General features: G+C 75.6%; 1 protein-coding gene (running past one end of the window). It reads right to left on the bottom strand.

Annotation, left to right across the window (positions count from 1 at the left end; translation table 11 throughout):
• Nucleotides 1-19,445 carry the beginning of a type I polyketide synthase gene (locus OG570_RS35380; RefSeq protein WP_326953262.1) on the bottom strand. Its footprint begins 24,217 nt before the window's first position, so 19,445 of the gene's 43,662 nt are visible here — the first part of the coding sequence; the start codon lies at nucleotides 19,443-19,445; its stop codon lies beyond the left edge, outside the window.

Below are 19,445 nucleotides of genomic sequence, written 5' to 3'. Positions count from 1 at the left end.
GGCGACGTCCCGGTCAGCGCGAAGCCCTCACCCGGCCCGGTGACCTCGTGCAGCCGCGCGCCGTAGTCCTGCCCGGCTGCGCCGGTGAACACGCCGACGTCGCGGCCGCGCACCGAAGCCGGGTCGATCCCGGCCCGTTCGAGGGCTTCCCACGACGTCTCCAGCAGCAGCCGCTGCTGCGGGTCCATCGCCACGGCTTCCCGCGGCGAGATCCCGAAGAACTCCGGATCGAACAGGCCGGCGTCGTCGAGGAAGCCGCCGAGCCGCGCGAACGACCCGGCCGGGTCCAGGTCCCAGCCGCGGTCGGCCGGGAAGCCCGAAATGGCGTCGCCACCGCGGCTCAGCAGGTCCCACAGGTCTTCGGGGCTGGTCACGCCACCCGGCAGCCGGACGCCCATGCCCACGACCACGACCGGGTCGTCGGCGGCCGCCGCGGCTTTCACCGGCGTGGCCGCCGGGGTCACGCCGGACAGCTCGGCGTCCAGGTATCCGCCCAGCGCGCCGGGGTTCGGGTAGTCGAACACCACGGTCGTCGGCAGCACCAGGCCGGTCGCCGCGGCGAGCCGGTTGCGCAGGTCCACCGCGGTCAACGAGTCGAAGCCGACGTCGCGGAACGCCCGCGACGCGGCCTGCGGAGCACTGCTGCCGAGCACCGCCGCCGCCTCGGAGCGCACCAGCTCCACAAGCGACGCCCGGCGCGCGGCGGCGTCCAGCCCGGCGAACCGGCTACTCGTGGCGGATCCGGTGTAAGCGTCACGGCGGACGCGGCCGACGATGCCGCGCAGGATCGACGACACCGCTTCGGTGCGGGCCCGGCGGCGCAGGGCCGCGACGTCGAGCACCACCGGCACGACGAGCGGCCGGGACGCCGAGAGTGCGCTGTCGAGCAGGCGCAGACCCTGGTCCGGGTCCAGGGCACCGATGCCGGTGCGGGTCACCCGGGCCAGGTCGGCGTCGCCGAGGTGATCGGTCATGCCGCCGGCCGGGGCCCAGAGGCCCCACGCGAGCGACACGGCGGCCTGCCCGGCCGCGCGGCGGCGAGCGGCGAGCGCGTCGAGGAAGGCGTTGGCCGCAGCGTAGTTGGCCTGGCCCACGGTGCCCAGCACACCGGCGGCCGAGGAGAACAGGACGAACGCGGTCAGGTCGAGGTCGCGGGTCAGCTCGTCGAGGTGCACGGCGGCGTCGACCTTCGGCCGGAACACGACGTCGAGCCGGTCGGCGTCGAGCGCGGTGACGACGCCGTCGTCGAGCACGCCGGCGGTGTGCACGACCGCCGTCAGCGGCGCGTCCGCGGGCACCCGCGCCAGCAGCGCGCGGACCTGCTCGCGGTCGGCGACGTCGCAGGCGACGATCTCGACCCGGGCGCCGAGGGCCCGCAGTTCGTCGCTCAGTTCGGTGGCGCCGTCGGCCGCCGGGCCCCGGCGCGAAGCCAGCACGACGCTGCGCAGCCCGTGGGTGGCGACCAGGTGCCGGGCGGCGAGTGCGCCCAGCAGGCCCGTGCCGCCGGTGATCAGGGCGGTGCCGGCGGGGTCCAGCACCGGTTCCGGCGCCTCGGCGGCGATCGGGACCAGGCGCGGCACCCAGCGGTCGCCGTCGCGGAACGCCACCTGCCACTCGTCGCGGCCGACGAGGTCACCGAGGGACGCCGGGACGCCTTCGGTGTCGGCCAGCAGCAGCCGGCCGGGGTGCTCCGCCTGGGCCGAGCGCACCAGGCCCCACACCGCCGCCGCGACCGGGTCGATCAGGTCGGTGTCGTCGACGCTCACCGCGTGCCTGGTGGTGACGACCAGCCGGGACGCGCCGAGAGCCGGGTCGTTCAGGAAGGCTTGCAGGACGGCCAAGACATCGCCGACCGCGGAGCGGACCCGCTGCGGTTCGGGCGTGCCGTCGTCGCCGGGCACCGGCAGCACGAGCCAGTCCATGGCCGGGCCGTCGAGGTCGGCCACGCCGGTAATCGGCCGGACCGAGCCGTCCGGGGTGCTCCCCGCTTCGGGCAGGGCGGTCCAGGTGACGCCGTACAGCTCGTCGCCCGCGCGGGCGACGGCCGGACGCACCAACGTGCCGGTCACCGCGGCCAGCGACAGAACGGGGGCGCCGAGTTCGTCGGTCAGCTCGGCCGAAACACCGCCGCCGGCGGCCGGGGTGAGCCGGACGCGCACGGCCGTCGCGCCCGCGGCGTGCAGGGTCAGCCCGGTCCACTCGGTGGGCTGGACGGACGCGCCGCCGAGGCCGAGCTGCAGCGCCGTCTCGAGCAGCGCCGGGTGAATGGTGAAGCCGCCGGCGTCGCCCGGCAGGCTGACCTCGGCGAACACGTCGTCACCCCGGGTCCACAGCGCGGTCACGCCGTCACTGGCGTCCGCCTGTTCGGCACCGGCGGGCGGCCACGGGCCTGGTTCCGTCGACGGCGGGCGGACGTCGTCGCTCAGCACGCCGCTGGCGTGCAGAGTCCACTGTGGACTCCCGGCGTCCGGGCGCGAGTGGACACTCACGGACCGGCGCGCCGAGTCGTCCGGTTCCCCGACGACGACCTGGAGCCGGACGGTCGTGTCCGGCGGCAGGAGCAGCGGCTCGTGGACACTCAGCCGGTCGAGCGCGGGTGCGCCGACCTGGTCGCCGGCCCGGATCGCCAGCTCGGCCAGCGTCGAAGCGGGCACCAGCGGCTCATCGGCGAGCCACGGCTGCGCCCGGTGCGACAGCAGGCCGGTCAGCAGGATTCCGCCGCCGGTGGCGGTCTCGACGACGGCCCCGAGCAGCGGGTGGTCGACGGCGCCCTGGCCGAGTCCGGCCGCGTCGCTCACCGTCTCGGGCAGCAGCCAGTAGTGCTCGCGGCGGAACGCGGTGGTCGGCAGGCCGGACAGCGCCGGACCGGCCGGGACGATGGTGGCCGCGTCGAGCGCGACGCCGCGGACGAACAGCTCAGCGACCGACCGGACGAACCGGGCCCGGTCTCCCTGGTCGCGCCGCAGCGTGCCGCCGGTGACGGCGTCGACGCCGGCCGCCGCGAGGGTGTCCTGCACGCCGGCGGTGAGCACCGGGTGGGAGCTGGACTCGACGAACACGCCGAAGCCCTGCTCCCCCAGCGCCGTCACGGCCTCGGCGAACCGGACCGGCTGCCGGAGGTTGCGGACCCAGTAGTCCGCCGCGACCGGGCCGGTCACCCACTGACTGTCCACAGTGGAGTACCACGGTGTGGCGGGCCGGGTGGCCGCGACGTCGCCGAGGACGTCGAGGAGTTCTTCGGCGATGCCCTCGACCTGGACGGTGTGCGAGGCGTAGTCCACCGGGATCAGCCGGGCACGGACGTCCCGGCTCTCGTAGGTCTCCTTCAGGGCCGCGAGGGCGGCCGGTTCACCGGCCAGCACGACCGCCGACGGCGAGTTCACCGCGGCGATCTCGACCCGGCCGCCCCAGTCCTCGATGTCCCGGGCGGCTTCGGCACCGGACGTGCCGACGGCCAGCATCCCGCCGTCGCCCGCGAGCCGGTCGCCGATCAGCGCGCTGCGCAGGGTGACGATCCGGGCCGCGTCGGCCAGCGACAGCGCGCCCGCGACGCACGCGGCGGCGATCTCGCCCTGCGAGTGGCCGACCACGGCGTCGACGCGCAGCCCGGTGGACTGCCACAGCGCGGCCAGCGACACCATCACGGCGAACGTGACCGGCTGCACCACGTCGACCCGGTCGAGCGACGGCGCGTCCGGCGCCTGGCGGACGACGTCGGCGAGCGACCAGTCCACGTACGGCGCCAGCGCGCGGTCGCACTCGGCCATCCGCGCCGCGAACACCGGCTCGGAGTCCCACAGCCGCGCGCCCATGCCCGGCCACTGGGCCCCCTGGCCCGGGAAGACGAGCGCGACCTTGCCGGAAGCGTCGGCGATCCCGCGCACAACGTCCGGTCCCGGGACACCGGCGGCGAGATCGCCGAGCCCGGCCCGCACGTCGCCGAGCACGACGGCCCGGTGTTCCCACAGGACCCGCGACGACATCAGGGCACCCGCCACGGCGGCCTCGGCCGGCGCGTCGGGACCGTCGAGGAGCGTGGCGATCCGCCCGGCCTGGGCGGTGAGCGCGTCGGCCGACCGGGCCGAGATCACGAGCGGGACCTGGCGACGTCCGACGCTGCGAGGAGCCTTCACCGGCGGGCCCTGTTCGAGGATGACGTGCGCGTTGGTCCCGGAGACGCCGAACGACGACACCGCCGCGCGGCGCGGCCGGTCGGTCTCCGGCCACGGCCTCTGCTCGGTCAGCAGCCGGACGACACCCGCCGTCCAGTCCACTTTGGACGACGCCGTGTCGGCGTGCAGCGTCTTCGGCAGGACGCCGTGGCGCATCGCGAGGACCATCTTGACCACCCCGGCCACACCGGCGGCGGCCTGGGCGTGGCCGATGTTGGACTTGAGGGAACCCAGCCACAGCGGGGTTTCCCGGTCCTGGCCGTACGTCGCCAGCAGCGCTTGCGCCTCGATCGGGTCGCCGAGGGTCGTGCCGGTGCCGTGGCCTTCGACGGCGTCGACGTCCGATGCGGCCAGCCCGGCCTGGCTCAGGGCCTGGCGGATCACCGCTTCCTGGGCCGGACCGTTGGGCGCGGTCAGGCCGTTGGACGCGCCGTCCTGGTTGACCGCGATCCCCTTGACCACAGCCAGGATCTCGCGGCCGTCGCGCAGCGCGTCGGACCGGCGCTGCAGCACCAGGACGCCGACGCCCTCGGACCAGCCGGTGCCATCGGCGGACTCGGCGTAGGCCTTGCAGCGGCCGTCGGCGGCGAGCCCGCGCTGGCGGGAGAACTCGACGAACGTCGACGGCGTCGCCATCACCGTCGCCCCGCCGGCCAGCGCCATCGAGCACTCGCCCGACCGCAGGGCCTGCGCAGCGAGGTGCAGCGCCACCAGCGACGACGAACACGCCGTGTCGATCGTGACCGCCGGGCCGCGCAGGCCCAGCACGTAGGACACCCGGCCGGTGGCGACGCTGCCGGTGGACCCGGTCGCGAACAGCCCTTCCAGGCCTTCGGTGCGCGCCCCGGTGCCGTAGTCGTGGTACATCAGGCCGGTGAAGACGCCGACGTCGCGGCCGCGCACCGAAGCGGGCGCGATCCCGGCGTGTTCCAGCGCCTCCCAGGAGGTTTCCAGCAGCAGCCGCTGCTGCGGGTCCATCGCGAGAGCCTCGCGCGGCGAGATGCCGAAGAACTCGGGATCGAACAGCGCCGCGTCGTGGAGGAACCCGCCGGAGCGGGTGTAGGACTTGCCCGGCACGTCGGGGTCCGGGTCGTAGAGGTCCTCGTCCCAGCCGCGGTCGGCGGGGAACTCCGAGATCGCGTCGTCGCCGCGGGCCAGCAAGTCCCACAGGTCGGCCGGGCCGGCGACGTCGCCGGGCAGCCGGACACCCATGCCGACGATGACAACCGGGTCGTCCTCGACGACGGCTTCGGCCGGTGCCGGTTCGGGCACCGCTTCGAGTTCGGCGTACAGCTCGCTGTGCAGGTGCTCGGCGAGGGCGGTGGCGTTGGGGAAGTTGAAGGCGACGGTCGGCGGCAGCCGCACGCCGGTCGCGGCGGTGAGCCGGTTGCGCAGGTCGACCGCGGCCAGGGAGTCGAACCCGGCGTCGCGGAACGCCTGGACCGGCCCGAGGGCCGCGGCGTCACCGAGCGCGCCGCCGGCTTCGGTGAGGACCAGCTGCAGGAGCGCCTCGACGCGCGCGGACGCGTCCAGCTCGACGAGCCGGGGCACCAGGTCGCCGGTACTCGCTTGGACGGTGCGGCGGACCGGACCGGCGAGGTCCCGCAGCAGTGGCGAGACGACCGCGCCGGGCCGGGCGAGGTCGAGGACGGCGGTGACCACCGACGCCTGTGAAGCGCTCGCGGCGGTGTCGAGCATGCGCAGGCCGCGGGCCGGGTCGATCAGGCCGAGGCCCGAGCCGAGGATCCGGGCGGTGTCGGCCGTGCCGAGGGCGCCGTTCATACCGTCGAGCGCCCAGAGGCCCCAGGCGAGGGAGACGGCCGGGAACCCGGCCGCGCGACGGCGGTGCGCGAGCGCGTCAAGGAAGGTGTTGGCCGCGGCGTAGTTGGCCTGTCCGGCGCCGCCGAGCACGCCGGACACGGACGAGAACAGCACGAAGGCACGCAGGCCGAGGTCACGGGTCAGCTCGTCGAGGTGCACGGCGGCGTCGGCCTTGGGCCGGAACACGGCGTCGACGCGAGCGGCGTCGAGTTCGGTGGCGACACCGTCGGCGAGGACGCCTGCGGTGTGCACGACCGCCGTCAGCGGGGCATCGGCGGGGACGCCCGCGAGCAGCGCCCGCACCTGAGCCCGGTCGGCGACGTCGGCCGTCACCACGTCGGCTCGGGCGCCGAGGTCACGGAGTTCGTCGCGCAGCTCGCGTGCGCCGGGCGCGTCGAGGCCGCGCCGGGAGGCGAGCAACACGCTGCGTGCGCCGTGGACGGTCACCACGTGCCGGGCGACCGCCGCGCCGAGGGCGCCGGTACCGCCGGTGATCAGCACGGTGCCGGCCGGGTCGAGCCACTCGCCGACGGGTTCGGCGGGCAGGGCGGTCAGTCTGGGGACGCGGAATTCGCCGTCGCGCAGGGCCAGCTGCCATTCGCCGCTCTCGATCGCACCGACCGGCAGGGCGGCATCGGCAGCACCGAGGTCCACGAGCGCCACGCGGCCGGGATTCTCCGTGCCGATCGAGCGCGCCAGGCCCCAGACGGCCGCCGCAGCGGGGTCGATCGTCTCGTCCGCCACCGCGTTGCGGGTGGTCACGACCAGGGTGGTCGCCGCCCAAGCGGGCTCGGTCAGGAGCGGGCGTGCGACCGCCAGGACCCCGGCGATCGCGGCGCGGGCCCGGTCCGGGTCCGTGGCACCGGCCGGGACCACCGGGAGCACGAGCCACCGCGGCGGGTTCGCCGCCAGGCGCGTCAGGTCGTCCGGGCCCGATATCGCCTGTACCGCAACGGTTTCCGAAGAGGTTCCGGCGGGCAGTGGGCGCCACTCCACGCCGTGGACGACCTCGGCCGCGCCGGACAGGGCGGCGCGGGCGACGGGACGGCTGATCAGCCCGCCCACCGACGCGACCGGCGCTCCCGACGGGTCGGTGAGGTCGAGCGAGACCGCGCCGTCGTCGGCCGGGGTGAGCCGGACGCGCACCTCGCGGGCGCCACCGGCATGCACGGCGACCCGGCTCCAGGCGAACGGCAGGGCGATGCCGTCGTCGTCGGCCGGGGTGTCGAGGCCAGTCAGGTGCAGGGCGGCGTCGAGCAGCGCCGGGTGGAGCACGAAGCCCGCGACGTCGGCCGGTTCCGGGAGCACGACCTCGCCGAACAGCTCCGCACCGTCGCGCCAGGCCGCGGTCAGCCCGCGGAACACCGGGCCGTAGCCGTAGCCGCGCTCGGCGAGGACGTCGTAGAGGTCGTCGAGGGCCACCGGTTCGGCGCCGGCGGGTGGCCAGGTCTCGCCGGAAACCGGCGGGACGGCCACCGCGGGAGCCAGATAGCCGGACGCGTGCCGGGTCCACGAACCGCCCTGGTCGGGCCGGGCGTGGACGGCGACCTCGCGGCGTCCGTCCGCCGCGGCCGCGCCGACGACGACCTGGATCCGCACCGCGGCGGTCTCGGGCACCGGCAGCGGGGTTTCGACGACGAGTTCGTCCAGCACCGGGCAGCCGACGTGGTCGCCGGCCCGGACGGCCCATTCGACCAGGGCCGCGCCGGGGACGACGGCCACGCCGTCGATGCGGTGCTCGGCCAGCCACGGCTGGGCCGCGTGCGACGCCCGCCCGGTCAGCGTGACGCCGCCCGAGGCCGGGTCTTCGACGACGACGCCGAGCACCGGGTGCCGGGCCGCGTCCAGGCCGAAACCGGCGGCGTCGCCGGCGGGTGCCGCGTCGAGCCAGTACCGGCGGCGCTGGAACGCCGTGGTGGGCAACGGAAGCGGCCGCCGGGCGGGCGCGAGCGAAGTCCAGTCGACGTCGTTGCCGCGCACGAACACCTCGGCGAGCGCGGCCAGCGCGGTCTCGGCCTCCGGCCGGTCCCGGCGGGCCAGCGACACGGCGGGCGCGACGTCGTCGAGGGCGTTGGCCAGCGCGCTCAGCACGCCGTCGGGTCCCAGTTCCAGCAGCACCGAGACGTCCGGCATGGCGCGGACGGCGTCGGCGAACCGCACCGGACGACGCACCTGCTCGGCCCAGTAGTCCGCGGTCAGCGGCGCGCCGGCCGCCCCGGTCACCGACGACACCACGGTGAGCGCCGCCGGCCGGTGGGTCAGGGTCCGCGCGACCGCGCGCAGGTCGTCGCGCACCGGGTCCATCAGCGGCGAGTGGAACGCGTGGCTGACGTCGAGGGTCTTGGTCCGCACGCCGCGCTCGGCGAACCCGCCGGCCACCGCGTGCACGGCGGTGGCGTCACCGGAGACGACGACCGCCTCGGGGCCGTTGACGGCCGCGATCGAGACGCCGTCGACCAGTTCGGCGACGACGTCGGCTTCGGGCGCGGCGATGGCGATCATCGCGCCACCGGCGGGCAGCGCGCCCATCAGGCGCCCGCGGGCGGCGACCAGTTTCGCCGCGTCGGGCAGCGAAAGCACCCCGGCGACGTGCGCCGCGGCCAGCTCGCCCAGCGAGTGGCCCGCGACCGCGACCGGCCGCACGCCCCACGACTCGACCAGCCGGAACATCGCCACTTCGACGGCGAACAGGCCGGCCTGCGCGAACGCGGCCTCGTCGAGCGGCCCGTCGAAGACGGCCTCCCTCAGCGGTACCGGGCCGGCCAGGTGGATGTCCAGTTCGGCGCAGACGTCGTCGAACGCCGTCGCGTAGGCCGGGAAGCGCTCGTAGAGGCCTCGGCCCATGCCGGGCCGGTGCGCGCCCTGGCCGGTGAACAGCACGCCGACCCCGCGCCCGGCCGGGTCGGCGACCCCGCGGACGACCAGGTCACGCAGCCCGGTCACGACGTCGTCGCGGCCCCCGGCCACCACGACCGCGCGGTGTTCCCACGCCGACTTGGCCGCGAGGGCGCCGGCGGCCGCGGCGAGATCGGTGGCACCGGCCAGGAAGTCCGCGAGCCGACCGGCCTGCGCCTCGAGCCCGGCCGCCGACCGGGCGGACACCACGACCGGCAGCAGATCCGGCACCGTCGTGTCCACTTCGGACTCAAGAGGCTGGCCCTGTTCGAGCACGACGTGTGCGTTGGTCCCGCTGATCCCGAACGACGAGACGCCCGCGCGCCGCGGCCGTCCGGTGTCGGGCCACGGCGTCTCCTCGGCCAGCAGCCGCACCGCACCGGCCGACCAGTCCACTTTGGACGTCGGGGCGTCCGCGTGCAGTGTCTTCGGCAGCACGCCGTGGCGCATCGAGAGCACCATCTTGATCACGCCCGCGACCCCCGCGGCGGCCTGGGCGTGCCCGATGTTGGACTTGAGGGAACCCAGCCACAGCGGCGTTTCCCGGTTCTGGCCGTACGTCGCCAGCACCGCCTGCGCCTCGATGGGGTCGCCGAGGGTGGTGCCGGTGCCGTGCGCCTCGACGGCGTCGACGTCTGAAGCGGCCAGTCCGGCCGCGGTGAGCGCGTCGCTGATTACCGCTTGCTGGGCCGGGCCGTTGGGGGCGGTCAGCCCGTTGGACGCGCCGTCGGAGTTGACCGCGGTCCCGCGGACCACCGCGAGCACCTCACGGCCTTCGCGCCGGGCGTCGGACAGCCGCTGCAGCACCAGCACGCCGACGCCTTCGGCCCAGCCGGTGCCGTCCGCGTCGTCGGCGAAGGACTTGCACCGGCCGTCGGGCGCCAGCCCGCGCTGGCGGGAGAACTCGACGAACGGCATCGGCGACGTCAGCACCGTGACGCCGCCGGCCAGCGCCAGCCCGCATTCGCCGGACCGCAGCGACTGCGCGGCGAGGTGGATCGCCACCAGCGACGACGAACACGCCGTGTCGACGGTGACCGCCGGGCCGCGCGCGCCGAGCACGTAGGACACCCGCCCGGACAGCACGCTCGACGACGTCCCGGTCAGGACGTAACCTTCGCCGCCCGAGGCGGCCGCGCCGGTGCCGTACCCCTGGGCGAGCGCGCCGACGAAGACGCCGGTCCGGCTGCCGCGCAGCGACACCGGGTCGATGCCCGCCCGTTCCAGGGCCTCCCAGGAGGTTTCCAGCAGCAGCCGCTGCTGCGGGTCCATCGCCAAGGCCTCGCGGGCGGAGATGCCGAAGAACCCGGCGTCGAACATCGCGGCGTCGGGCAGGAACCCGCCGTGGCGAGCGTAGGACTTGCCAGGCGCGTCGGGATCGGGGTCGTAGAGCCCTTCGGGCCAGCCGCGGTCGGCCGGGAACGGCGTCATCGCGTCGCCGCCGCGGCGCAGCAGGTCCCACAGGTCGTCCGGGCCGGCGACACCGCCGGGCAGCCGGACGCCGATCCCGACGATCACGACCGGGTCGTCGGCGGGCGCCACGGCGATGGCCGGCGCGGCGGTTGCTTCGACCGTGCCGAACAGCTTCTCCAGCAGGTGATCCGCCAGCTCGACCGGGCTGGGGTGGTCGAAGACGGCGGTGGTCGCGAGGGTGACGCCGGCGCGGGCGGCCAGCCGGTTGCGCAGTTCGACGGCGGTCAGCGAGTCGAACCCGACGTCCCGGAACGCCCGGGTCGGGGCGATCGCGCCGCCCCCGCCGAGGATCACGCCGGCTTCGGTGCGGACGAGGTCGACCACCACGGTCCGCCGGGCGGGCCCGGCCAGGTTCGCGAGCCGGGCGGTGAGGGTCCCGGCGCCGCTGTCGTCCGGGGTGCGCGCGGCGCGGCGGACGCGGCCCACCAGGTCGCGCAGCAGCGCCGGCAGTGTGCCGGTGCGGGCCTGCTCGCGCAGGACGCCGAGGTCGGGGGTCACCGCGACCAGCGCGGGACGGGCCGAGCCGAGGGCGACGTCGAGGGCGGCCAGGCCGTCGGCGGTGCCGAGTGCGCCGATGCCGGTGCGGGCCAGCCGGGTGCGGTCGGCGTCGGCGAGGTGGCCGGTCATCCCGCTGGCGTCGGCCCACAGGCCCCAGGCGACCGACACCGCCGCGTGGCCGGCGGCCCGGCGGCGGGCGGCCAGGCCGTCGAGGAACCCGTTGGCGGCGGCGTAGTTGGCCTGCCCGGCCGTGCCGAGCACCCCGGCGACGGACGAGAACAGCACGAAGGCGCTCAGGTCCAGGTCGCGGGTCAGCTCGTCGAGGTGCGCGGCGGCGTCGGCCTTGGGCCGGAACACCGCGTCCACCCGGTCCGCGTCGAGCGTGGCGATGACGCCGTCGTCGAGGACGCCGGCGGCGTGCACGACGGCGGTGAGCGGCGCGTCGGCCGGGACGGCGGCCAGCAGCGCCCGGACGTCGTCGCGCTCGGCGGTGTCACACGCGACGACGTCGACACGGGCGCCGAGGTCGCGCAGGTCCGCGCACAGCTGTGCGGCACCGTCGGCGGCCGGGCCGCGGCGGGAGGCCAGCAGCACGCTGCGGACGCCGTGCTCCTGCACGAAGTGGCGGGCCACCAGCCCGCCGAGCGTGCCGGTACCGCCGGTGACGAGCACGGTGCCACCCGCGTCGAGTGGCCGCGGGATCGTCAGGACGTTCTTGCCGGTGTGGCGGCCCTGGGCCATGTGCCGGAAGACCTCGGGCGCGCGCCGGATGTCCCACGCGGTCAGCGGGATCAGCCGCAGCGCCCCGGAGCCGAACCGCTCCAGCAGGTCGCCGAGCAGTTCCGCGACCCGCGGCGAATCGAGCTGGATCAGGTCGTAGGCCTGGTAGGCGACCCCGGGGTGCTCGCGCGCGACCTGCCCGGCGTCGCGGATGTCGTTCTTGCCCATCTCCAGGAACCGGCCGCCGCGGGGCAGCAGCCGCAGCGAGGCGTCGACGAACTCGCCGGCCAGGGAGTCCAGCACGACGTCCACGCCGGTGCCGCCGGTGACCGCGAGGAAGCGCTCTTCGAACGCGAGGGTGCGGGAGCTGGCGATGTGGTCGTCGTCGAGGCCCATGTCCCGCAGCAGGCCGTGCTTGCCGGGGCTCGCGGTGGCGAACACCTCGGCGCCCAGCAGGCGGGCCACCTGCACGGCGGCCATCCCGACACCGCCCGCGGCCGCGTGCACCAGGACCTTCTCCCCTGCCCGCAGCCCGGCCAGGTCCTGCAGGCCGTAGAGGGCGGTGAGGAACACAACCGGCATCGACGCGGCCTGCTCGAACGTCCACCCGGCGGGCACGCGCGCCAGCCGGCGGGCATCGGCGACGGCGATCGGGCCGAAGCCGCGGGTGAACAGCCCGAGCACCCGGTCGCCGACGGCGAGATCCGTGACCTCAGGTCCGGTTTCGAGAACGACGCCGGCGCCTTCGCCACCCATCTCCGCCGCACCCCGGCGCATGCCGAGCCCGGCGAGGACATCCCGGAAGTTCAGGCCGGCCGCACGCATCCCGACCCGCACCTGCCCGGCGGACAGGGGGTCCGCCAGTTCCGGGCAGGGCAGCAGGGCCAGGCCGTCGAACGTGCCGGTACCGGTGGTGTCGAGCACCCACGGCACATCACCGGCGGGTGGCGTCAGGTCGGCGGGGCCGGGCCGGGCGAGGCGGGGGACGCGGATTTCGCCGTCACGCAGGGCGAACTGCGGCTCACCGGCTGCGGTGACGACCGGCAGGACGGCCGTGAGCGCAGCGAAGTCGGCGCTGTCGAGGTCGGCGAGCACGATCCGGCCGGGGTTCTCTCGCTGGGCGCTGCGGACCAGGCCCCAGACAGCGGCGGCCGCTGGGTCGGGTGCGGCGTCGGCGAGTCCGGTGGCGACTCCACCACGGGTGACTATGGCCAGGCGTGTGCCCGGCGTTTCCGGTTCGGCGAGAAAGCGTTGCAGCACCGTGAGAACGGCGTTGACCGCCACACGCGCGTCGGCCGGGCCCGGCTCGACCGGGAAGACGAGCCAAGGGGCGGCGATGTCGCCGGGACCGGTGATGATCTGTACGGCGTCGGCGGGCAGCGGTTCGGTGGTGCCCACTGGCAAGGCGGGCCAGTCCACCGTGAAGACCGGGTCGGCGCCGGCGGGGGCCGCGCCGATCTGGGCCAGCGGTACCGGCCGGGTGATCAGCGCGCCCACCGAGAGCAGCAGTTCGCCCGCCGTGTCCGTCAGCGTCACCGCCAGGCCGCCGTCGGTCGCGGGTGTGACGTGGACCCGGGCCGAACCCGCGGCGGTGGCGTGGGCGACGACGTCGTGCCACGCGAACGGCAGGGCGATCTCGCCCTCGGGCGCTGGGCCCGCGGCCAGCAGGGTGGTGTGCAGCGCGGCGTCGAGCAGCGCCGGGTGGATCGCGAACCCGGCGGGGTCGGCCGGCTCCGGCAGTGTCACCTCGGCGAAGTACTCGTCCCCGCGCCGCCACGCGGCGGTCAGGCCGCGGAACACCGGGCCGTAGTCGTAGCCGCGGGCGGCTAGGTCGTCGTAGAACCCTTCCACAGCAAGGGTTTCGGCTCCGGCGGGTGGCCACTCGGCCGGTGCGGGAACCGTCGCCGGTTCGGGGGTCAGGACGCCGGTGGCGTGGCGGGTCCATTCGCGGCCCGGTTCGTCCGGGCGGGAGTGGACGGCCACCTCGCGGCGGCCCGCGTCGTCGGCGGCGCCGACCACGACCTGGATGCGCACCACCGCCGTCGGCGGCAACGGCAGGGGCGCCTCGACGATCAGCTCGGCCAGCACCGGGCACCGGGTCCACTCGCCGGCCTGGATGGCCAGCTCGGCCAGCGCCGCGCCGGGCAGCAGCACGGTCCCCGCCACCGCGTGGTCGGCCAGCCACGGCTGGGCGGCCAGCGACAGCCGGCCGGTCAGGACGACGCCGCCGGTGTCCGGTGCGTCGATCGCCGCGCCCAGCAGCGGGTGTGCGACGACGGTCTGGCCGAGGCTCTCCGGGTCGGTGCCGGTCGAGGCGGGCGCCCAGTAACGCGTGCGCTGGAACGCCGTCGTCGGCAGCGCTACCCGGCCGGTGCCGGGCACGAACGGGCGCCAGTCGACGGGCACGCCGCGGACGTGCAGTTCGGCGGCCGAGCGCAGGAATCGCTCGCGATCGCCCTGGTCACGGCGCAGGGTGCCGCCGACCAGCGCGCCGGTCACCCCGGCCCGTTCCAAGCCCTCCTGGATGCTCGACGTCAGCACCGGGTGCGACGAGACTTCGAGGAACACCCGGAAACCGTTGCTTGCCAGCGCGTCGACGGCGTCGGCGAACCCGACCCGGCCACGCAGGTTGCGGAACCAGTAGCCGGGTTCGACCGGGCCATCCGCCCACGAACCGTCCACTGTGGAGTACCAGGCGATCTCCGGCGCGGTCGCGCCGACGTCGGCCAGCAGCGTGGCGAGTTCGGCTTCGACGGCGTCGACCTGGGACGTGTGCGAGGCGTAGTCGACGTCGATGCGGCGCACGCGCACCCCGCGCTCGCGGTACGCGGCCTCGGCCCGGTCCAGCGCGGCCGGTTCGCCGGCCAGCACCACCGCGGACGGCGAGTTGACGACGGCGATCTCGACGCCGCCGGGCAGGTCGCGGGCCGCGTCCTCGGCGCTCACCGCGACCGACAGCATGCCGCCGCGACCGGCCAGGCGGGCGGCGATGACCTGGCTGCGCAACGCGACCGTGCGCGCGGCGTCGGCCAGCGACAGCGCGCCCGCGACGCAGGCCGCCGCGATCTCACCCTGGGAGTGCCCCAGCACGGCGTCCGGCCGGATCCCGCAGGCCCGCCACAGCGCGGCCAGCGACACCATCACCGCGAACGACACCGGCTGCACCACGTCCACCCGGGCCAGCGACGGCGCGCCCGGCACCTGGCGGACGACGTCGGCCAGCGACCAGTCCACGAACGGCGCCAGCGCCGCCTCGCACTCGGCCATCCGCGCGGCGAACACCGGTTCGGTGTCCCACAGCCGCGCGCCCATCCCGGCCCACTGCGCGCCCTGGCCCGGGAACACCCACGCGACCTTGCCCGGCCCGGCCGGATCGGCGGCGCCGGTGACGGCGAACGACGTCGGGTCGCCGGCCGAGACGCCGCGCAGTCCGTCGATCGCGTCCGCGTGCCCGTCGGCGACCACCACGGCCCGGTGCTCCCACCGCGCCCGGGTGACGAGCAGGGCGTCCGCGACGGCGCCGAGTGCGGGCGCGTCTTCGAGGAGCGTGGCCAACCGACCCGTCTGGGCGGCCAGGCCGGCTTCCGAGCGCGCCGAGACGACCAGCGGAAGTACTCCCGACGGTTCGGTGTCCTCGGCGGGCGACTCGACGGCTGGTGCCTGTTCGAGGATGACGTGGGCGTTCGTGCCGCTGATGCCGAACGACGAGACGCCCGCACGGCTCGGCCGTCCGGCGTCGGGCCAGCCGGCCGGTTCGCTCAGCAGCCGGACGGCGCCGGCCGACCAGTCCACTTTGGACGACGCCGTCCCGGCGTGGAGGGTCTTCGGCAGCAGCCGGTGCCGCAGGGCGAGGACCATCTTGATCACGCCGGCGACGCCTGCGGCGGCCTGGGTGTGCCCGATGTTGGACTTGAGGGAACCCAGCCACAGCGGGGTTTCCCGGTCCCGGCCGTAGGTGGCCAGCAGTGCGTGGGCCTCGATCGGGTCGCCGAGTGTGGTGCCGGTGCCGTGCGCCTCGACGGCGTCGACCTCGGTCGCGGGCACCCCGGCGTCGGCCAGGGCCTGCCCGATCACCTGCTGCTGGGAGGCGCCGCTGGGTGCGGTGAGGCCGTTGGACGCGCCGTCCTGGTTGACCGCCGAACCGCGGACCACGGCCAGGACGTCACGGCCGTCGCGCCGCGCGTCGGACAGCCGCTGCAGCACCAGCACCCCGGCGCCTTCGGCCCAGCCGGTGCCGGCGGCGTCGTCGGCGAACGACCGGCACCGCCCGTCCGCGGACAGGCCGCCCTGCTTTTCGAACTCGACGAAGACGCCGGGTGACGCCATCACGGTGGCGCCGCCGGCGAGGGCGAGCGAGCACTCCCCCGCCCGCAGCGCGCGGACCGCGAGGTGCAGCGCCACCAGCGAAGACGAGCAGGCGGTGTCGACGCTGATCGCCGGCCCGCGCGTGCCCAGGACGTAGGAGACGCGCCCGGACAGCACGCTCAGCGACGTCCCGGTCAGGCCGTACCCGCCGGTGTCGCCGGAGCTTTCGTGCAGCCGGGTGCCGTAGTCCTGCGCCATGCCGCCGAGGAAGACACCGGTCGGGCTGTCCCGCAGCGTCGTCGGGTCGATGCCGGCGCGCTCCAGGGCCTCCCACGACGTCTCGAGCAGCAACCGCTGCTGCGGGTCCATGGCGAGGGCCTCGCGCGGCGAGATGCGGAAGAACGCGGCGTCGAAGTCGCCGGCGTCGTGCAGGAACCCGCCACCGCGGCCGGTGGCCAGGACCTCGGCGCTCCAGCCGCGGTCGGCCGGCATGGCCGACACCGCGTCGGCGCCGTCGCGCAGCAGGGTCCAGAAGGACTCGGGCGAGTCGATGCCGCCCGGGTAACGGCAGCCGATGCCCACGATGACGATCGGATCGTCGTCGTCACAGGGCGGGGTCTCGGGTTCGACGGCGGCCGCTTCGACGTCGGGCTGGAGGAACTCACCGAGCCGGGCCGGTGTCGGGTGGTCGAACAGGACGCTGCTGGTCAGGGCGCGGCCGCTGGCGGCGCTGAGCCGGCCGGCGAACTCGACGAGCGTGGCGGAGTCGAACCCCAGCTCCTTGAACGTGGCCGCCGGTTCCAGACTGTCCACATCGGACATCCCGAGCACGGCGGCGCACTCCCGCCGCACCAGCGCGCGCAGGTCCCGCTGCGGCTCGGCGGGTTCGTCGAACTCCTCGGGTTCGACGGCCGTCGCGGCGACGCGCGGGGTGTCGTCGATCCAGTAGCGCTCGCGCTGGAACGCGTACGTCGGCAGCGCGATCCGGGTGGCGCCCGGGTACACGGCCGCCCAGTCGAGGTGCCCGCCCGCGGCGTACAGCTCGGCCATCGACGTCGCGAAGCGCGTCAGGCCGCCCTGATCGCGGCGCAGCGTGCCCACCGAGACCAGCGGGACGCCGGCCGCCTGCGCGATGTCGCGGACGTTCCCGAGCAGCGCCGGATGCGGGCTGACCTCGACGAACTCCGTGAAGCCGTCCTGGCACAACGCCGTGACGGCGCCGAAGAAGTCGACCGTCGCCCGCGAGTTGCGGTACCAGTAGGACGTGTCCAGCCCGGCGGTGTCGAGCGGGCCACCGGTCACGGTGGAGTAGAAGCGCAGGGGCGAACTGCGCGGGTGCAGTTCGCCGAGTGCGGCGACCAGCGGGGCCTCGATGCGTTCGACCAGCGGCGAATGCGAGGCGTAGTCGACCTTCAGCCGCCGCAGCCGGATGTCTTCGCCGTCCCAGGCCGCCATCAGTTCGTCGAGCGCTTCGGTTTCGCCGGACACGATGACCGACGCGGGCCCGTTGACCGCGCCGATCGACAGCCGGCCCGCCCAGCGCTCGATCCGTTCGCGCACGACGTCGACGGGCAGCGCCACCGACACCATGCCGCCGACGCCGCGCATCACCTCCGACGCGACCCGGCCGCGGGCCGCCACGATGCGGGCGGCCTCGTCCAGGGACATCGCGCCGGCCACGCAGGCCGCCGCCAGCTCGCCCTGCGAGTGTCCGACGACCGCGTCCGGCTCGACGCCGTGCGCGCGCCACAACGCCGCGAGGGAGACCATGACGGCCCACATCACCGGCTGGTTGACGGCCGAGTCGGCCATCGACGGCGCGCCCGGCTCGTCCCGCAGCACGGCGAGCGCGGAGAACCCGGTCAGCGGCGCCAGCACGCGGTCGCAGTCGGCCAGCGATTCGGCGAACGCGGGCGCGGTGTCGAGCAGCTCTACAGCCATCCCGGCCCACTGGGTGCCCTGGCCGGGGAAGACGAACACGGTCCGCCCGCGGGCCGCGCGGCCCGGTTCGGCGACGGCGCGCACGCAGGCCGTCGTCGGGCGGTCTTCGGCGACCGCGCGCAGGGCTTCGCTCAGCTCGGCCGTCCCGGTGCCGACGACCGCGGCCCGGACGCCCAGCGAGGCCCGCGTCGTCGCCAGCGAGAACCCGACGTCGGCGGCCGACGCGCCCGGGTGGGCGTCGAGGTGCTCGGCCAGCCGGGCGGCTTGGTCGCGCAGGGCGGGCTCGGAGTGCCCGGACAGGGGCCACAGCACCGGCCCGGCCGGGTCGGCGGCAGGCTCGGTGTCGGGTGCTTCGCCGGCGCCGAGGACGACGTGGGCGTTGGTGCCGCCGACACCGAACGACGAGACGCCGGCGAGGACGGCGTCGCGGTCCGAAGGCCACGGCATCGTCTCCCGGACGACCCGCAGGTTCGCCTCGGCGAAGGGGATTTCCGGGTTGGGGCGGGCGAAGTTGAGGCTGGCAGGCAGGATGTGCCGGTCGACCGCGAGCGCGGTCTTGAGCAGTCCGACCATGCCGGCGGCGCCTTCGAGGTGACCGACGTTGGTCTTCGCCGAGCCGATCCACAGCGGCTCGGTCCGGCCCGCGCCGTGGACCGTGCCGAGCGCGCCGGCTTCGATCGGGTCGCCGACGCGGGTGCCGGTGCCGTGCAGCTCCACGTACTGGACGGCCGCGGGCGCCACTCCGGCGCGGCGGCAGGCCGCGGCCAGCACGCGTTCCTGGGTTTCGCGGCCGGGTGTGGTGAGTCCGTCGGTCGGCCCGTCGTTGTTGACGGCGCTGCCGCGGACGACGCAGTAGACGTGGTCGCCGTCGCGCCGCGCGGCGGCCAGGGGCTTGAGCACGACGACTCCGCCGCCCTCGCCGCGGACGATGCCGTTGGCGCGGTCGTCGAAGACGAAGCAGCGCCCGTCCGGCGACAGCGCCCCGAGCGCGGCGACGGCCTGCGTGCTTTCGGCGGCCAGGTTCAGCTGCACGCCACCGACCAGCGCGGATTCGCAGTCACCGGCCCGGATGGCGGTGCACGCGAGGTGGACGGCGACCAGCGCCGACGACTGCCCGGTGTCGACGGCCATGCTCGGGCCGGTGAACCCGAACCGGTGCGAGACGCGGTTGGCGATGATGGCGCGGTTCGCACCGGTCATCGCGTAGTGCCCGACGGGTCCGCCGGCGCGGTGGTGCAGGATCGAGTAGTCGTCCGAGGTGACGCCGATGTAGACGCCGATCTCGTGGCCGCGCAGGGCATCCGGCGCGATCCGGGCGTCTTCGAGGGCTTCCCAGCCGAGCTCGAGGATCAGCCGCTGCTGCGGGTCCATCTCGCGCGCTTCCCGCGGCGAGACGGAAAACAGCCGCGCGTCGAACCGGTCGACGTCCGGCAGGTAGCCGCCCCGGCGGGGCAGCCCGGGCCCGTCGGGGTAGTGCCGGCCGGCGGGCACCTCGCCGACGGCGTCGACACCGTCGCGCAGCAGGTCCCAGAACCGGGCGGGACTTCCGGCGCCGGGGAGCCGGCAGGCGAGGCCCACCACCGCGATCGGCTGGGGATCCCCGGAGAGGGTTTCGGACAC

Origin of the sequence: Amycolatopsis sp. NBC_01286 (assembly GCF_035982555.1) — a bacterium.
Classification (GTDB): domain Bacteria; phylum Actinomycetota; class Actinomycetes; order Mycobacteriales; family Pseudonocardiaceae; genus Amycolatopsis.
The sequence above is the reverse complement of the archived record's forward strand: the minus strand, read 5'-3'. Positions and strand labels throughout refer to the sequence as shown.